The organism is Photobacterium sp. R1 (assembly GCF_054600795.1).
In genome coordinates, this window is sequence record NZ_BAAHZP010000001.1 from 102,521 (window position 1) to 118,863 (window position 16,343).

The 16,343-nt window shown below is 52.2% G+C and carries 18 protein-coding genes; 13 read left to right on the plus strand and 5 right to left on the minus strand.

Translation table 11 applies throughout. The features are described from left to right. Positions 1-58 precede the first annotated feature (58 nt). The 4 genes from ACYP03_RS00510 to flgA all read right to left on the minus strand — a co-directional run bounded on the left by ACYP03_RS00510 (position 59) and on the right by flgA (position 2,464). A complete protein-coding gene (locus tag ACYP03_RS00510; RefSeq protein WP_248143571.1) occupies positions 59-700 on the minus strand; it encodes a trimeric intracellular cation channel family protein in 642 nt (213 codons plus the stop codon). Positions 701-994: 294 nt separating this feature from the next. After that, entirely contained in the window at positions 995-1,420 is a 426-nt protein-coding gene (locus ACYP03_RS00515; RefSeq protein ID WP_248143573.1) for a flagella synthesis protein FlgN, read from the minus strand. 41 nt (positions 1,421-1,461) lie between these two features. Beyond that, positions 1,462-1,773: a flagellar biosynthesis anti-sigma factor FlgM gene (gene flgM / locus ACYP03_RS00520; protein ID WP_248143575.1), complete on the minus strand. Its 312-nt coding sequence runs from the start codon at positions 1,771-1,773 to the stop codon at positions 1,462-1,464. A gap of 76 nt (positions 1,774-1,849) precedes the next feature. Continuing rightward, positions 1,850-2,464 (minus strand): flagellar basal body P-ring formation chaperone FlgA, encoded by a 615-nt coding sequence (flgA, locus tag ACYP03_RS00525; RefSeq protein WP_459778049.1) that lies wholly within the window; start codon positions 2,462-2,464, stop codon positions 1,850-1,852. Between the two features lie 230 nt (positions 2,465-2,694). Between flgA and ACYP03_RS00530 the strand changes: the two genes are divergently transcribed. The 11 genes from ACYP03_RS00530 to flgJ all read left to right on the plus strand — a co-directional run bounded on the left by ACYP03_RS00530 (position 2,695) and on the right by flgJ (position 12,303). Then, a complete protein-coding gene (locus tag ACYP03_RS00530; RefSeq protein ID WP_248143578.1) occupies positions 2,695-3,612 on the plus strand; it encodes a chemotaxis protein CheV in 918 nt (305 codons plus the stop codon). A 19-nt stretch (positions 3,613-3,631) separates the two neighbouring features. Further along, the gene (locus ACYP03_RS00535; protein WP_248143580.1) at positions 3,632-4,462 is read left to right on the plus strand and encodes a CheR family methyltransferase; all 831 of its coding nucleotides are present in this window, start codon (positions 3,632-3,634) and stop codon (positions 4,460-4,462) included. 127 nt (positions 4,463-4,589) lie between these two features. Continuing rightward, positions 4,590-4,985, plus strand: coding sequence for a flagellar basal body rod protein FlgB (flgB, locus tag ACYP03_RS00540; RefSeq protein ID WP_330960840.1), 396 nt, complete (start codon positions 4,590-4,592; stop codon positions 4,983-4,985). Positions 4,986-4,988: 3 nt separating this feature from the next. Further along, positions 4,989-5,405 (plus strand): flagellar basal body rod protein FlgC, encoded by a 417-nt coding sequence (gene flgC / locus ACYP03_RS00545; RefSeq protein ID WP_248143582.1) that lies wholly within the window; start codon positions 4,989-4,991, stop codon positions 5,403-5,405. 18 nt (positions 5,406-5,423) lie between these two features. After that, positions 5,424-6,137 (plus strand): flagellar hook assembly protein FlgD, encoded by a 714-nt coding sequence (locus ACYP03_RS00550; RefSeq protein ID WP_248143583.1) that lies wholly within the window; start codon positions 5,424-5,426, stop codon positions 6,135-6,137. Positions 6,138-6,220: 83 nt separating this feature from the next. After that, the gene (flgE, locus tag ACYP03_RS00555; protein WP_248143585.1) at positions 6,221-7,522 is read left to right on the plus strand and encodes a flagellar hook protein FlgE; all 1,302 of its coding nucleotides are present in this window, start codon (positions 6,221-6,223) and stop codon (positions 7,520-7,522) included. Between the two features lie 232 nt (positions 7,523-7,754). After that, entirely contained in the window at positions 7,755-8,504 is a 750-nt protein-coding gene (gene flgF, locus ACYP03_RS00560; protein ID WP_248143587.1) for a flagellar basal-body rod protein FlgF, read from the plus strand. 17 nt (positions 8,505-8,521) lie between these two features. Further along, positions 8,522-9,310: a flagellar basal-body rod protein FlgG gene (gene flgG / locus ACYP03_RS00565; protein WP_248143589.1), complete on the plus strand. Its 789-nt coding sequence runs from the start codon at positions 8,522-8,524 to the stop codon at positions 9,308-9,310. Positions 9,311-9,326: 16 nt separating this feature from the next. After that, positions 9,327-10,100, plus strand: a complete 774-nt coding sequence (flgH, locus tag ACYP03_RS00570) for a flagellar basal body L-ring protein FlgH (protein ID WP_459778056.1) — start codon at positions 9,327-9,329, stop codon at positions 10,098-10,100. 42 nt (positions 10,101-10,142) lie between these two features. Then, positions 10,143-11,240 (plus strand): flagellar basal body P-ring protein FlgI, encoded by a 1,098-nt coding sequence (locus ACYP03_RS00575; RefSeq protein WP_442957576.1) that lies wholly within the window; start codon positions 10,143-10,145, stop codon positions 11,238-11,240. 64 nt (positions 11,241-11,304) lie between these two features. Then, positions 11,305-12,303, plus strand: a complete 999-nt coding sequence (flgJ, locus tag ACYP03_RS00580; RefSeq protein ID WP_459778059.1) for a flagellar assembly peptidoglycan hydrolase FlgJ — start codon at positions 11,305-11,307, stop codon at positions 12,301-12,303. Positions 12,304-12,351: 48 nt separating this feature from the next. Here flgJ and ACYP03_RS00585 read toward each other — a convergent pair whose 3' ends face one another. Next, positions 12,352-12,759 (minus strand): hypothetical protein, encoded by a 408-nt coding sequence (locus ACYP03_RS00585; RefSeq protein ID WP_459778061.1) that lies wholly within the window; start codon positions 12,757-12,759, stop codon positions 12,352-12,354. Between the two features lie 214 nt (positions 12,760-12,973). Between ACYP03_RS00585 and flgK the strand changes: the two genes are divergently transcribed. Next, entirely contained in the window at positions 12,974-14,857 is a 1,884-nt protein-coding gene (flgK, locus tag ACYP03_RS00590; RefSeq protein WP_459778063.1) for a flagellar hook-associated protein FlgK, read from the plus strand. Positions 14,858-14,871: 14 nt separating this feature from the next. Further along, positions 14,872-16,062: a flagellar hook-associated protein FlgL gene (flgL, locus tag ACYP03_RS00595; RefSeq protein ID WP_248143594.1), complete on the plus strand. Its 1,191-nt coding sequence runs from the start codon at positions 14,872-14,874 to the stop codon at positions 16,060-16,062. Positions 16,063-16,343: the final 281 nt, after the last annotated feature.

Below are 16,343 nucleotides of genomic sequence, written 5' to 3' on the forward strand. Positions count from 1 at the left end.
AGCGGCAAGGTGATGCAAAACCTTGCCGCTTTTTTATTTGTTGTTTGGAGAGTTCAGATCAGCTTTTGGCTTCTTCCTGCGTTTTGTCTTGAGCGTCATCAATGCGGAAAACCGGTAGTTGCCAGCTATAGCGCATGGCTGCAAGGCGGAGCAGGAATCCCGTGACCAACGTCACTCCGATTGCAATATTTTCCGGGACTGCAAAATGCAACTGGGCCATGTAGAGGCCAGCGGCAATGAAGGCGACGGAAGCGTAAAGCTCTTTATGCAGGACCAGCGGCGTCCGTCGGCATATCAGATCGCGCAGCAAACCACCAAACACACCCGTGACGACGGCTGCCATCAGACAGATGATCACAGGTTGTCCCATGTTCATGGCGACCCGGCATCCCAGGATGCTGAAAACAATCAGGCCCAGTGCATCCAGTACAACGAAGACTTTGTGAAAACGCACCACTAAAGGCGCAATCCAGGTGGTCAGTAATCCGGCCAAACAGGTAATCAGCAGGTACTGAGGATTCGCAATCCAGTTCAGCGGGTAATGACCCAGTAAAATATCCCTGACCGTACCGCCGCCAATCGCAGTTGCGCTGGCAACCAGCATCACACCAAACCAGTCCATGTGGCGTTTGCCGGCCGCTAATGCGCCTGTCATCGCTTCTGCAGTAATGCCGACAATATATAAAACGGTTAATAGCATGAAAAATCAGACTCTTAATGAAAAGTGGGGAGAACAGATCGCAATGGTAAATGTGATTTGTGTCAATATCCAATGAAATTTTTCAGTGCTTTCATTAGCTGTCGTAATCCTGACACTGAGGTGGGAAATTTGTATTGAAGAAACCATGGCCTGCCGACTGTCGCCACAATGACGGGTGCGGCAGCTTCATACAGAACTGTTATCGAATTGATTGCTTGGGGATAAAAAGCAGAGAGAATGGTGGCGCGCAGGAGTCAATAAATTGGCGACCTGTTGCCAAGCCTGATGCTTTCCTCAGGCTTTCAGGTTGGTTCCGATCGAACGCAGGTTCTGAGCAATACCTTCTTTATTGTAAGTCTGGTGATGCCCCAGACTTTGCTGGAAAAGATTGTTCAGTTTATGAAAGCTGAGCTGAGCGCGTTGCAGGGCAGCGCCATTGAGTTCATTGTGGTGCATGCATTCGCTGAGCAGGTGCTGAATGGTATCGACCTGACTGACAAAGTCAGGATTTTCTTTCAGTTGACTGCTCTGGCTATGTCGGGCAATTTGCTGATCCTGAAGCTGAATTTTATCGACCAGCTCTTTTTTGTCACGGGCAAAACGAGTGATGTCGCCAGACTGACGCTTCACAATGGCCTCTCTTTCCTGTTCAAGCAGGCGTAAGAGGGCCTCAAGTGTGGCATGTTGCTGGGCAAGTAGTTGTTCAATGTTCGGCGACATAGGTCAAACTCCGGAAAAACCGCGGCGAGCGACTGATCATATCAGAGCCCGCGCAGTTCGTCCTCAAAACGCATCATATTACTCGCCAGGCGGTCAGCATCGACTTTGTAGGAACCATTGCTGATGGCGTTTTTGATCGCTTCAACTTTGTTGCGGTCGAAGCTCGGTTCAGCAGCCAGCTGCTGATGGATCTGACCAACGGCACGGGCCTGTGAACTGAGTGAAACAGCATCCCTTGGGGTGTGGCTGGTTTCTTCTCGGACTTCAGTCCTGCTCTGATTGGTATTGGTACTGCTGGTGTTACGCAGATTGGCCAGAAGCTGACCGCTGCGCAGGGAATCAATACTTGCCATAATCCTGTAGCCTTAAACAGATATTCATCGGTAATGCCCTGCTATCGGCAAGGCTCTGTATAACTTTAGCATTTTTTTAATATCTGACGGTGACTTCGCCAACAGCTGTAATCGTTGCACCGACGATGCGACGGGACTTATTGTTCTGTACTCGGATTTCCTCACCCAGAGAGCCGTCTGATAATGCCGTCCCTTTGGTGACAATGTTCAGGCCGCTCTGTCCCGCTTTGATGAGCACAGAGTCATTCCGGCAAACCAGGCAGATGTCATTGCCTTCCACCGCTTCACCCATATTGATGTTTCGTTTGACTGTTGAGCCGATAATCTGTTCCGGGTATTCAAAAACGACACTGCGCTGAAACCGGGTTTCAACCTGATCGACCTTCAGATCGGATGCCCTGATGACAGCTCCGCGGGCCAGCGGCCGGGCGGCAACGACACGCGGGAGCATCAGGCTGACCTGCACCGGTACATAGACTTGCCAGCCTGCGGTCGGACAGCTGACGAGAACGGTGACATTTCCGGTGAGTGACTGTTTACCGGGGACAGAGCTGCTCAGCGGTTCCTGGCAGTCTCCGATACGCAGACGATTGTCCAGTTCCGCGGCGGTAATTTTCAGTTCGCCCCGCTCTGGTCTGAGCACCAGGCTCCGGATGTGATCTGTTGCTGCCTGACGCACATTACTTAGCATATTATCGCTAGCAGCAATTGCATTCGCGCTTAAGAAACCGCAGAGTATGCCGATAAAGATTAAACAGAGTGTGAAATGTGTTCTTTCGGTCACGATTTTCGCTCTTTTTAGGTCGCTTTCAGGGGCTACAATTGCACCATGATAGGGGATTTTGAGTCGGATTACTCGTTTATCCTTCAAAATTGTCTATTTTAACAACAATTCATTTCGACAACTTTGGAGTCAGGTATATGTCGGGGATTTTGGATTCTGTGAATCAGCGCACTCAGCTTGTGGGACAAAACCGTCTGGAGCTGCTGACCTTCAAGCTGAACCGCCGTCAGCGCTACGGTATCAACGTCTTCAAGGTGAAAGAGGTACTGCAGTGTCCGAAGCTCACAGCGATGCCGAATCTCCATCCGCTGGTCAAAGGAATCGCTCACATTCGTGGTCTGACCATTTCTGTAATTGATATGAGTCTGGCAACTGGTGGTCGCCCAATTGAAAACACAGAGAATTGTTTTGTGATCATCTCCGAGTTTAATCGCTCTGTGCAGGGTTTTTTAGTGTCCGCTGTTGAGCGAATCATTAATATGAACTGGGAGGAAATTCTTCCGCCGCCGAAAGGGGCAGGTAGTACCAACTATCTGACTGCGGTGACAGAAATTGATGGCGAGCTGGTTGAAATCCTGGATGTGGAGAAAATTCTGGACGAAATTTCGCCAAGGACAACCGAAGTCTCCGAATCTCTGCGCGAAGAAATGATCAATGAGAATCCGGTGACCCGCCGTGTTCTGGTTGCGGATGACTCCAGTGTTGCGCGTAAACAGGTGCAACGTGCCATCGAATCAATCGGTTGCGAATGTATTCTGGTGAAAGATGGCCGTGAGGCACTCGAAAAGTTACGCGCAATGGCAAATGAAGACAGCATTTATAATCAGATTGATTTGGTCATTTCGGATATCGAAATGCCTGAAATGGACGGTTATACGCTGACAGCGGCCATCAGAAATGATGCCAAACTAAAAGATTTACATGTTATCCTGCACACCTCGTTGAGCGGGGTATTTAATCAGGCGATGGTCAACAGAGTTGGCGCGAATGCATTTATTCCTAAGTTCAATCCCGATGAACTGGGTGCAGCGGTCAAAGCGGCCATGCCTGGATAAACTGACGTTAGAGTAGTAGATGACAGCCATAACAATTAAAGACCAGGAATATAGAGATTTTTGCCGTTTTTTAGAAGGACAGTGCGGTATCGTTCTTGGCGACAGCAAACAGTATCTGGTTCGGAGTCGCCTGAGTCCTTTGGTTAGCCGTTTTGGCTTGGCGTCGCTCTCGGAATTACTGCAGAATGTCATTACCGGCCGGAACCGTGAATTGCGGGTTGCGGCTGTGGATGCCATGACGACCAACGAGACCCTGTGGTTCAGAGACAGCTATCCATTCACGGTTCTGGCAGAGAAAATTTTGCCTGAACTGGCGAGTAATAAGCGTCCAATCCGGATATGGTCGGCTGCAAGTTCCTCTGGTCAGGAACCGTATTCTATCGCGATGACGGTGCTGGAGACGCAGCAGCGTCGTCCGGGGATGTTGTCGCTGGGAACTCAAGTCACAGCGACCGATATTTCTCAAACCATGCTGGATATGTGCCGGACCGGCGTTTATGACAGCCTGGCGCTGAGTCGCGGGTTGTCGCCTGAACGCCGTCAGGCTTTTTTTGAACCGATTGGCAATGGCCGGATGCGGATCAGCAGTAAAGTAAAGCAGATGGTGAACTTCCGTCCGCAGAACCTGAAAGACAGCTATGCGCTGTTGGGCAAGTTCGATGTGATTTTCTGCCGGAACGTTCTGATTTACTTTGCGCCGGACATGAAAGCCAAAGTGCTGAATCAAATGGCAGCCAGCCTGAATCCGGGCGGTTATCTGTTGCTTGGTGCTTCTGAATCTCTGACGGGTTTGACTGACCGTTTCGAAATGGTTCGCTGTAACCCCGGCATTATCTACAAACTCAAGTAAACATGAAGGGCCCGTTTCGGGCCCTTTTGCTATGCCTGCGTTGCTGAGCAGGTGTGGCTGAATCTATTCCGATTAATGTTGGCACGCCCTTTGCAATTATTTCTGCAAGTTATTCAGGAGGCAGATGATGGCCATTTCTTTTGATAAAGCACTCGGTGTACACCAATACACAGTAGGCGTCCGCGGCAAACGGGCGGAAACCCTTGCCAGCAATATCGCTAACGCCAATACACCGGGCTATAAGGCAAAAGATCTGGACTTCCAGCGCGCATTGAATGCGGCAACGTCGGAGGCAAAGATTGGCCTCAGCCGGACCAATGAGCGGCATATTGCTGCCTCTGCAACGCTGATGGGTGAACAGAAATACCGCATCCCGGACCAGCCGGATACCGGTGACGGCAACACAGTGGACGCCCAGCTGGAACAAAACCTGTTTATGCAAAACGCACTGGAATATCAGGCATCGCTGGATTTTCTGGGCTCGAAATTCAAAAACCTGAGCAAGGCATTAAAAGGGGAATAATCAATGAGTTTGTTTAACGTTTTTAATGTCACCGGGTCGGCAATGAGTGCAGAATCCGTGCGTCTGAATACCACGGCCAGTAACCTGGCAAACGCCAATACCGTCAGCAGTTCAGCGGCGGAAACCTACAAAGCCCGGCACCCGGTCTTTGAAGCGGCGTTGCAAAGTGCCAGTTATCAGCGTGACGAAAGTGTTCCTGTACGGGTGAAAGCGATTGTTGAGAGTCAGAAACCTCTGACTGCGGAATATAACCCGTCGCATCCTTTGGCCAATGCCGAAGGTTATATCTACAAACCAAATGTGAATGTGATGGAAGAGATGGCAAACATGATCTCGGCTTCACGTTCCTACCAGAGCAATGTTCAGGTCGCAGATGCCAGTAAGCAGATGCTGATGCGAACACTGCAGATGGGCCAATAAGGGTAAGGAGTGACTGACATGACCGGTATTAAAGGCACAGGTCAAAGCCCTTTGTCCTATGTTGACCAGCTCAAAAGCATGCAGGAGAAAAAACTGCAGTCTGAGCAGAAAGTCACGGGACAACAAGAGCTGAAGCAGGAAGATTTTCTGTCGCTGCTGACCAAACAGCTGTCGCAGCAGGATCCGTTTAAGCCTGTTGGTAACGACCAGATGATTGCGCAGATGGCGTCGTTCGCTACGGTTGACGGCATCAGCAAAATGAACGAACAGTTTGGCGGCCTGAACGCAGCCATGACGTCAAACCAGGCGCTGCAGGCTTCTTCTCTTGTCGGCCGTGACGTTCTGGTACCGAACCCGACAGCTTCGAAAGGTTCTGAGGGCGGGATTTCAGGCATGGTGAAACTGCCGCAGTCGCTGAACAGCCTGATTGTCCGGGTTGAGAACGCTGCCGGTGAGCTGGTGCGCTCTTTTGATTTAGGCGCAAAACCTGCGGGTGACCACCGCGTTGCCTGGGACGGTAAAGACGACAACGGCAATATGTTGCCTGCCGGCCAGTACCAGTTGAAAGTCGGCGGCTTTGCTGACGGCAAGAGCACCGAATTTGATGTATCGACCTATGCCAATGTGAACAGTGTGCTGCTGGGCAATGGTGATGGCAACGTGATGCTGAATCTGGCGGGTTTTGAATCCCCGATCAAGCTGACAGACGTGCTGGAAGTCGGTAAAGCATAACAAAAGAACACAGCGCCTGCCGGCAGAGGGTGCGGCAGGTGAAATAAGAAATACGCTGTACACAGAATTCAGGAGAGTTACCCATGGGTTTTAATGTCGCACTCAGTGGTCTGGGCGCTGCTCAGAAAGATCTAAACACCACAAGTAACAACATTGCCAACGCCAATACTTACGGCTTTAAGGAGTCGCGTGCTGAGTTTGGCGATGTCTACTCCCGCTCGATTTTTTCAAATCCGAAGACCACCACGGGTGGCGGTGTACAGACCTCTGTCGTGGCGCAGCAGTTCCATGAAGGTTCCAGTATTTATACCAACAACCCGATGGATCTGCGGATTTCCGGAACCGGCTTCTTTGCCGTAGCCGATCAGCGTCTGGAGCCGAACAACAACAGCTTAACCCGTAACGGTGCATTCCACCTGAACAAAGACAACTACATTGTGAACTCAGAAGATCAGTTCCTGCTGGGTTACGGTGTGGATCAGGAAACCGATCAGGTGGTTTCTTATGAACCACAGGCACTGAAAGTGCCGGATCAGTTTGGTCAGCCGAAAGCGACCACCCAGGTTGATATCGGTGTGAACCTGCCGGCCAACGGCGATCCGAAAGACATTAATCAGTTTGACTTTTCAGACCCGGATACATACAACAAGTCAACGTCGGTGACGATGTACGATTCACTGGGTCAGCCGTACAAAATGACCAGTTACTATGTGAAGGACAACACGCAGCCAAACCGCTGGGCGACTTTCTACACGGTCACAGACGCCGATGGTGAAAAAGCCCTGAATATCGAGGGTGGTGCAGCGACCAATGTTGGCGGTCATGCCGGGGCCTATGTCGATTTTAACTTCGACGGTACTGTTTCTCAGATCAACGGCGGGGATCCGATGATCTCTGAGAGCTTCGCAGCTGCCGGGATCAGTATGAACGGTGCTGACGGTAGCCAGACCCTGAACTTCAACTTTGATGCTCCGACGCAGTATGCCGCACCGTTTGAAGTGCGCAGATTCAGCGAAAATGGTGCAACCACCGGTTATCTGGCGAAAGTTGACGTGGATGCGAAAGGATCGATTGTCGCGACTTACAGTAACGGCGAAAACATCACGCTGGGTCGTGTGGGTATGGTCCGTGTGCCGAACGAACAGGGCCTGCTGAAAATAGGCGGTACGCAGTGGGACGTGAGCCAGGATTCAGGCGCCGCTGTCTGGGGTGAAGCGACCTTCGGTGCATTCGGCTCCGTGAAGAGCGGTACGCTGGAACAGTCGAACATTGATATGACTCAGGAGCTGGTGGATCTGATCACCGCTCAGCGTAACTTCCAGGCCAACTCCCGTGCGCTTGAAGTGGATAACAGTCTGCAACAGACCATCCTGCAGATTCGTTAATTCGGATCTGCTCCGGATTGCCGCCTGATTTTTCCGGGCGGCAATCTTTGTCCTTTCACTTTCCTGCCTCTAGTCATTTCTTTGGCGCTTTGACCGCCACAATTCTGAACCCTGGGAAGCTGCTCCCACTAATTTCCTGATCTTTCATCGCTTTTAACGCCATTTCAAATGGTTTCCTAAAACTGGTACGCATATTGCTTCTAAAGTTGCAGTACTGATTGGGAGACTCAAAATGGATCGTGCATTGTATTTGGCAATGAGTGGCGCAAAGCAGGATATGTATGGCCTGCAGCTGCATGCCAACAACCTGGCCAACGTTCGGACCACAGGCTTTCGCGCTGATTTAGAACAGGCGCGCAGCATGCAGGCGTTTGGTGAAGGGATGCCGAGCCGTGTGTTTGCCATGACTGAAAGAGCAGGGCAGGATTTTGCCCAGGGTGCCGTCATGACGACAGGTCGTGACCTTGATGTTGCCGTTGAGGGACAGGGCTGGCTGGCGGTACTGGATGCCAGTGGTCAGGAAGCCTATACCCGCGCCGGTCACCTGAAAATTGACCAGACAGGCCTGCTGCAAAACAGCAACGGCAGCCTGATGGTGGGTGAAAACGGCGGCCCGATCTTTATCCCGCTGCCAGTCAGTAAAATTCAGGTCGGTAAGGATGGTACAGTATCCATCCGCCCGCAGGGCGCACCCGCCGATGCGATGGAAGTGGTTGATCGCATCAAGATGGTGAAGCCCGACAACAGTGAATTATTTAAAGACGTTGATGGTCTGTTCAAATCGAAAGTACCGGCTCAGATTTTTGATGCCGATGCAGGGGTCACGCTGCTCAGCGGCGCGCTGGAAGGCAGTAATGTGAATGCCGTCGGCGAAATGACCAGCATGATTGATCTTCAGCGTCACTTTGAAATGCAAGTGAAGTTAATGAAAACCGCAGAGGAAATGGACCAGGCGTCTTCTTCTCTGCTGCGTTTGGGCTAATGAGGAAGGAATAACACATGCATCCAGCACTATGGGTCAGTAAAACCGGTCTTGACGCGCAGCAAACCAATATCGCGACGATTTCGAATAACCTGGCGAACGCCTCGACAATAGGCTTTAAGAAGAGCCGTGCGGTTTTTGAAGATCTGTTTTATCAGAATATTAACCAGCCTGGCGGTCAGTCCAGTCAGGATACAACGTTACCGTCGGGTCTGATGCTGGGTGCCGGTGCCAAAGTGGTTGCCACACAGAAGGTGCACACTCAGGGCAACACTCAGACCACCAACAACGCCATGGATATGATGATTGAAGGGGATGGTTTCTTCCAGATCCTGCTGCCGGACGGCAACATCGGTTATACCCGAAACGGCCAGTTTACGGTGAATCAGGAAGGCCAGATGGTGACATCAGGCGGCGGTTATCTGCTGCAGCCTGAAATTGTGGTCCCGGAAGATGCTGTGGCAATCACAGTGGGAACCGATGGCGAAGTCTCTGCCCGGATCCGAAACCAGCAGGCCAATGTGGTGCTGGGTCAGCTGACCACGGTAGATTTCATTAACCCGGGTGGTCTTGAGCCAATCGGTCAGAACCTGTTCCTGCCGACGGGCGCCAGTGGTGATCCGCAGGAAGGGGTTCCGGGTCTGGATGGTTTTGGTCAGATTCGTCAGTCTATGCTGGAAACCTCCAATGTGAATGTGACCGAAGAGCTGGTGAATATGATTGAAGCTCAGCGTGTATACGAAATGAACTCGAAAGTAATTTCTACCGTCGACCAGATGCTGAGCTACGTGAACCAGCAGCTTTAATCAAGGGGCAAGGGCTATGAAAAGGAACTGGCTGTTCACCGCGCTGATTCTGACGCTGACCGGCTGTGTGCAGTTGCCGGACCGGCAGAATGAGCTGGCACAGGCAACGACCAATGTCGATGCCGTGGAAGGAAAGCAGGAGTCACCGAAGGGGGATCTGATTGATCTGGTCCGTCGTCGTGATGATCCGCAGGCCGGTGATCCGGCCTGGTCTGGCGTCCGTCCACAGGAAAAGCCGGCCCATTATGCGACAGCAACCGGTTCCCTGTTCAGTCAGGCCCTGGCCCAGGATATGTATGATGATACCCGTCCGCGCGGCATCGGTGATATTGTCACTGTGCTGCTGGCGGAGAAAAACAAAGCCAATAAAAGCGCCAGTACAGATGTCGGGAAATCGACCGACCTGAGTATGGATCCGCTGGATCTGGGTGGGAAACCGCTGACCATTGGCGACCGCGATATCTCCTACAGTGTGAGTAACGAGAACAAGTTCAAGGGCAATACCTCTGCTGATCAAAGTAACAGTATTCAGGGTTACATTTCGGTCGAAGTTGTAGACGTGCTGGCGAACGGTAATCTGCTGGTGCGCGGCGAAAAATGGCTGACACTGAATACCGGCGATGAATATATCCGTGTCAGCGGCACGATTCGTCCGGATGACATCTCGCAGGAAAACACCATTGAATCGACCCGGATTGCTAATGCCCGGATCCAGTATTCAGGTACTGGTGACCGGCAGGATGTGCAGGAGCAAGGCTGGCTGGCCCGCTTCTTCAACGTGAGCCTGTAAATTGCCTTTTGAACGATGAACCGTAACCCGACGATGAGAACAATGACCGTGACCAGAACGATGCTATGGGCAGGACTCGCCCTGTTAATGGCTTTCCCTTTGCAGGCAGCCCGGATTAAGGATGTCTCTGAAGTCGCCGGGGTACGGAGTAACCAGTTGTCAGGCTATGGTCTGGTGGTGGGTCTGCCGGGTACCGGCGAAACGACGCCGTTTACGGACCAGAGCTTTAATGCCATGCTTCAGAACTTCGGTATTCAGTTGCCGCCAGGTACTAAGCCGAAGACCAAAAACGTGGCTGCTGTCGCTGTGAGCGCGACGCTGCCGGCGTTTACCAAGCAGGGCCAGCATATTGATATCACCGTGTCTTCTATCGGCTCGGCGAAAAGCCTGCGGGGCGGTACGCTGCTGCAAACCTTCCTGCGCGGTCTGGACGGGAAAATTTATGCTGTTGCCCAGGGCAGCCTGGTGGTGGGCGGTTTCAGTGCTGAAGGTCTGGATGGCTCTAAACTGGTGGGGAATAATCCGACCGTCGGCCGGATTGCCAATGGCGCGATTGTTGAACAGGAAGTGCCGAACCCGTTCAGCCGCGGTGATCATCTGACATTTAACCTGTTTGAGTCTGATTTCACCACAGCCCAGCGGATGGCGGATGCCATTAACCAGTTCCTGGGGCCGGATATGGCAGCACCGGTGGATGCGACTTCAGTGCGTGTGCGTGCGCCGCGTGATGTCAGTCAGCGTGTGGCTTTCCTCTCGACGATTGAGAATCTCGAATTTAATCCGGCTGAAGGCGCTGCGAAAATTATTGTGAATTCACGGACCGGAACCATTGTTGTCGGCCAGCATGTCAAACTGAAACCGGCGGCAATTACGCACGGTGGGATGACCGTATCGATTCAGGAGAATCCGACGGTCAGTCAGCCCAATCCGTTTTCCGGCGGAGAGACAGTTGTGGTACCCGATTCACAGATTCAGGTCACAGAAGAAGATTCCCGTATGTTTAAGTTCAATCCGGGGATTACGCTGGATGAGCTGGTCCGTGCGGTGAATCAGGTCGGGGCAGCGCCTTCAGACTTGATGGCAATTCTCCAGGCTCTGAAACAGGCCGGTGCCATCGAAGGGCAATTGATCATTATTTAATTTCCGTAGTGCAGCCTGCCGGGCTGCGCTCAACACAGACTCAAGACGAAACAGATAACTGACGATGAAATCGACGGATCCTGGCTTTATCAATGACCTTGCGAATCTTGACCGCCTGCGGGCCGGAATCAGAGGCAAAGGTGACAAGGAAAATCTGAGAGCGGCTGCGCAGCAGTTCGAAGCCCTGTTTACCCAGATGCTGTTTAAGTCGATGCGTCAGGCGAATGAAGTGTTTGAGTCGGATCTTATGAGCAGCTCCAACACCAAATTTTTCGAAGAGATGCGCGATCAGCAAATGTCCAGTGAGCTCAGTACCCGGGGTTCGCTCGGACTGGCGGATCTGATTGTTGAACAGCTGGCTGCTCTGGATAAGCCACCGGCGACGCCGGAAGAGCAGGCAAAAGCTGAGGAAGAAAAATCCGCCAATTTTGAGGCCATGCAAAAGTCCCGTCAGGTTTCTGCAAATGATGTACTGGCGAAAGTGTTTGCGCAGCAGGAAACGGAGCAGCCTTCGAAAGACAAAGCTTCCCTTGCCGCTTCAGCAACAGCTGAGAACAGTGCGCTGCGTCCGCCTCTGCGCCAGCCCCAGGATAAACCGTTCGCTTCTCCGCAGGATTTTGTCACCCGCATGCGTCCGTTTGCTGAAAAAGCAGCAGGTCTGCTGGGCACGGATCCGGCTGTCCTGATTGCACAGGCGGCACTGGAAACCGGCTGGGGTAAGAAAGTGGTTCGCAATGCGGCAGGTGACAGTAATAACCTGTTCAATATTAAAGCGGATCAGCGCTGGGCTGGGAACAAAGTTGCCACCCAGACTCTGGAGTATCACGACGGTATTCCGGTCCAGGAGCGGGCCGCTTTCCGTTCCTATAACAGTTATGAAGATAGCTTCAACGATTACGTCCGCTTCCTCAATGACAACCCGCGTTATGCCAATGCACTGGCTTCGCCGGAAGATCCGCGCAGCTTTATCCGTAATCTGCATAAGGCTGGTTACGCGACCGATCCAAAGTATGCCGATAAAATCATTAATGTGATGGATACGGTTCGGAAACTCATGAAATAACAGGATTGCCGCTGCATACCGACAGCGGCAATTTTTATCCTGCTTCCTTTACCCAGCTTCAGAGAACCCATTTGTTATTTGCGGTTTTTTCAGCTGTTCAACCGGTACTTCCTCATACTTGTTGGTTGTGATTCTTCGCATGATGCATTCCGGTCCCGGCAGGTTGGTGATACTGAAATCAGGCACTTCATACGGATTGGCAAAAAGCAGTGTCTGTGAACATTCCCTCATGATGGGGTTGCCTGCATCATCCAACGTTTCGAACCTACCCGTATCGATGTAGCGATGACCATCCGGCCCATGCATGATTTTGGTTTCCGGATCCTGATAGAGCAGGAAGGTATCAACAAAGATTGGATTGCCCTCCGGATCATACGCATTGGGCGTATTTTCGGCCTGGGCCAGGCCGGACAGAAATATCAGTGTCGTCATAATGATCCGTTTGTTTTTCTGCATGTGTCATCCCCATAAGTGCGCGCATTGATTCATATTGGTTCAGGCTGTGCCATTCGTCAAACGCGTTGTTTTCCGGATGTTTTTCCGGCAAGAGTTTGCCTTAAGTTCGGCCGGAGGAAACAAAAACTCTTGTAAAACAAAGTGCTAAATGTTGGAACGATTTTTGCAAAATAACCGTTAGTGAAGTAACTCCCTGAGGTTTTCTGGAGGCGCAATGGCGTTCGACTTGCTCAGTTTGGGCTCTCAAGGTGTGTTAACAGCGCAACGGCAGCTGAATACCACCAGCCATAACATCAATAACGTCAACACGGAAGGTTATAGCCGCCAGTCTGTGGTGCAGGAGACGAACGATCCGTTCTGGTCTGCCGGCAATCACTACGGAACGGGCGTGCATGCGGCAGAAGTTCGCCGTGGTTATGATCAGTTTGCCACCAACGAGCTGAACCTCACCACCACGAACCACAGCTATGCGACTGAGCGTGACGGCCAGCTGGAGCGGCTGGACAAGCTGCTGTCCAACAGTGCCAGTCAGGTGCCTCAGGACATGAACCAGTGGTATGACGCTGTGAAAGCCATGGCGGACAGCCCGAGCGATCTCGGTGCCCGGAAAGTGGTGCTGGAAAAGGCGAAGATGGTTGCGACTGGCCTGAACGATACACACCGGGTGCTGGCTGAGCAGAAAGATGTCACCAACGACGTGCTGGCCAAGACACTGAACCGGGTGAATGACATCGGTCGCGAGCTGGTGGAAATTCATGAGGCACTGCTGAAGACTCCGAATAGTGGTGCGAACAACGACCTGATGGACAGACATCAGAGCCTGATCAATGAACTGTCGACCTATACCAAGGTGACGGTCACCCGCAAGAATACGGAAACCTTTAACGTCCTGATCGGCACCGGTCACACGCTGGTCTCCGGGACTCATGCCAGTGAACTGAAGATGATCGACGGTGATCCGGATCCGCAGCAGACCCGTCTGGCGGTCGTGGCAGGTAAGTCGCTGAAAGCCATCAGCTCCGATGATATCGGCGGCAAACTGGCGTCACTATTCGAGTACCGTGACAAGACTTTACCGAAGGTGATGGACGAGCTCGGCAAAATGGCGATCGGCTTTACCGATTCCGTCAATCAGCTGCAGTCACAGGGGCTGGATCTGAACGGTCGGGTTGGTGAAACCATGTTTACCGACGTGAACGCGCCGGAAGTGGCGGCTTCGCGTGCCTTGATCCCGCGTGGCTCCAATGCTCAGGTCAGTGTTTACATTGAGGATCTGAGCAAGCTGAAGGGCGGTGAGTATGAGCTGGGCTTCAATGGCAGTCAGCATACCCTGAAGCTGCCGGATGGCTCGACGCAGACGGTGATTCCCAGCGGTACTCCGCCAAGTTTCAGTGTGGATGGCGTGCGGATAGAAATTGCCGCTCCGATTGCCAGTGGTGACAAGATTCTGCTGCGCCCGACACGGGATGCGGGCAGAGATGTTCAGGCAGTCATGACGGATCCGGCAAAAATTGCCGCCCAGAGTTACAACAGCTCTTCGACCCAAACCCAGGGCAAAGCGGCTTTTGCAATTACTTCTGCAGGTCCGTTGCGTGAATTCCAGGTAGCGGTATCTCCGGATGCTTCACAGTTTGCCGTGCTTGATATGCAGGGCAATGTGCTGCAGCCGCCGCTGCCGTATCCACCTAATGGCCCGGTGGCTGTGGGGGGTACCAGCTTTACCCTGAGTCACGGCGCGGTCGGTGGCGATGTCTTTGCGGTGAACCTCAATGCGGCAACCGGTGACAACGGCAACCTGATCAAAATGCAGGATCTTCAGAATATGAAGGTCATGAATCAGGGCCGTTCCAGTGTGATTGATGTCTACGAAGGGCTGAATACCGAGATGGGTGTCCAGCGCGCTTCGGCGGCACGGCTGAAAGAAGTCGGACGGCAGGAAAAAGAAGCGGCGCAAAGCCGTGTCGCTGAAATTTCCGGCGTAAACCTGGATGAAGAGGCCGCGAACATGATGAAGTTCCAGCAGGCTTATATGGCGTCGTCGCGCATTATGACGGTGGCCAATGAAACCTTTAATACATTGCTGAATGCCGCGCGATAAGGAGTTAAAACAGTATGATTAGCCGAATTGCCAGCTTTCATAACTATCAGTCCGTGGCGAACGATATGACCCGCCAGCAGGTGAAAGTGGCGCACAATCAGGAACAACTGGCGTCCGGGAAGCAGTTGCTGACCGCGGGTGATGATCCGGTTGCCTCGATTTATGTGCAGAATTTTTCTCAGCAGAATACTGAAATTGATCAGTCACTGCGTTCCATTAACCTGGCACGCAATCGCCTGAGCAGCGAAGAAGTGGCGATTTCTGATGCAGAAACGCTGCTGGACGATGCCAAGCGTAAGGCGATGTCTATGGTGAACGGTTCCTTGTCAGATGACGACCGGATCGCACATATGCAGGATCTGCGCGGTCTGTTCGACTCGTTCATGCATCTGGTCAATACCCAGGATGAATCCGGCAATTTCGTGTTTGCCGGTAACCAGTATGACAAGCAGCCTTTCTTCCGGGACGGCAGCGGCACGGTCAGCTACGTCGGCGACAGCTATCAGCGGATGTCCAAGGTGTCTTCCAATGTTGAAGTACCGGTAAACGATCCGGGCGATAAGCTGTTTATGGAAATTGATAACCCCTACGGTGATTATCAGCCGGATTATGCACTGCAGTCCGGATCGCTGTTACTGCTGTCTCATGCCCGGAATGACAACCACAGCGACAATGCCAGCTATACCATTGACTTTACTGATACAGGCACCGGCGCGGTGTACGATCTGTATCAGGATGGTCTGCTGGTCGACAGTCAGCCGTTTGATCCGAAACGCGGGATTGAATGGGGTACGCTGTCGGTTCAGCTGGAAGGCGAAGTGACGGATGGGGATCAGATCACCCTGAAGCCGCAGGAAAAGTTCAACCTGTTTGACTCTTTCAAACGCGGGATTGAAGTGTCTGCATTCGCGCCGTCAGATGCGTCGGCAACCGCTGAGCTGCATCAGGTCGCGGAAGAGTTTTCCCAGGCGTTCAAGCACATCAACCGGGCGCGTTCAGAAGTGGGTACCCGCTTGCAGACACTGGATCGTCAGGAAGACATGCATCAGGACTTTAAACTGGTGATCAATAAAGCCCGCGGCACCATGGAAGATCTGGATTACGGCAAAGCCGTGATCGAGCTGAATGAAAACATGCTGGCACTGCAGGCATCGCAACAGGCCTTTGCCAAGGCAAAAGATCTGACCCTGTTCAACTATATCTGATCCGGAAAGGATCCGGCTCTGCCTCTGGTTGCCATCAAGCCGGGGGCAGGGTGCTGAAAAAGTTTTTGCCGGGCGGCAACCCTTGTTTGCCACGGCTTCAGTAAGAAAGGCATAGCTTTGCCGCTTAGGTCAGAAATCGAAAGAAAGTACGACTAATGTGCTGAAAATAAAGGATTTAAAATCTGGCACATTAATTGCTAAATGATATTGTGATTTTATGATTAACATTTTTACTAACGCTGGTCCCGCTTCACTCTCTGATGGGTTGACGTTGCGGGTAG

Coding starts and splice junctions, on each gene's coding strand:
- ACYP03_RS00510 (WP_248143571.1), bottom strand. CDS start 700: ATGCTATTAACCGTTTTATATATTGTCGGCATTACTGCAGAAGCGATG.
- ACYP03_RS00515 (WP_248143573.1), bottom strand. CDS start 1,420: ATGTCGCCGAACATTGAACAACTACTTGCCCAGCAACATGCCACACTT.
- flgM (WP_248143575.1), bottom strand. CDS start 1,773: ATGGCAAGTATTGATTCCCTGCGCAGCGGTCAGCTTCTGGCCAATCTG.
- flgA (WP_459778049.1), bottom strand. CDS start 2,464: ATGCTAAGTAATGTGCGTCAGGCAGCAACAGATCACATCCGGAGCCTG.
- ACYP03_RS00530 (WP_248143578.1), top strand. CDS start 2,695: ATGTCGGGGATTTTGGATTCTGTGAATCAGCGCACTCAGCTTGTGGGA.
- ACYP03_RS00535 (WP_248143580.1), top strand. CDS start 3,632: ATGACAGCCATAACAATTAAAGACCAGGAATATAGAGATTTTTGCCGT.
- flgB (WP_330960840.1), top strand. CDS start 4,590: ATGGCCATTTCTTTTGATAAAGCACTCGGTGTACACCAATACACAGTA.
- flgC (WP_248143582.1), top strand. CDS start 4,989: ATGAGTTTGTTTAACGTTTTTAATGTCACCGGGTCGGCAATGAGTGCA.
- ACYP03_RS00550 (WP_248143583.1), top strand. CDS start 5,424: ATGACCGGTATTAAAGGCACAGGTCAAAGCCCTTTGTCCTATGTTGAC.
- flgE (WP_248143585.1), top strand. CDS start 6,221: ATGGGTTTTAATGTCGCACTCAGTGGTCTGGGCGCTGCTCAGAAAGAT.
- flgF (WP_248143587.1), top strand. CDS start 7,755: ATGGATCGTGCATTGTATTTGGCAATGAGTGGCGCAAAGCAGGATATG.
- flgG (WP_248143589.1), top strand. CDS start 8,522: ATGCATCCAGCACTATGGGTCAGTAAAACCGGTCTTGACGCGCAGCAA.
- flgH (WP_459778056.1), top strand. CDS start 9,327: ATGAAAAGGAACTGGCTGTTCACCGCGCTGATTCTGACGCTGACCGGC.
- ACYP03_RS00575 (WP_442957576.1), top strand. CDS start 10,143: ATGACCGTGACCAGAACGATGCTATGGGCAGGACTCGCCCTGTTAATG.
- flgJ (WP_459778059.1), top strand. CDS start 11,305: ATGAAATCGACGGATCCTGGCTTTATCAATGACCTTGCGAATCTTGAC.
- ACYP03_RS00585 (WP_459778061.1), bottom strand. CDS start 12,759: ATGCAGAAAAACAAACGGATCATTATGACGACACTGATATTTCTGTCC.
- flgK (WP_459778063.1), top strand. CDS start 12,974: ATGGCGTTCGACTTGCTCAGTTTGGGCTCTCAAGGTGTGTTAACAGCG.
- flgL (WP_248143594.1), top strand. CDS start 14,872: ATGATTAGCCGAATTGCCAGCTTTCATAACTATCAGTCCGTGGCGAAC.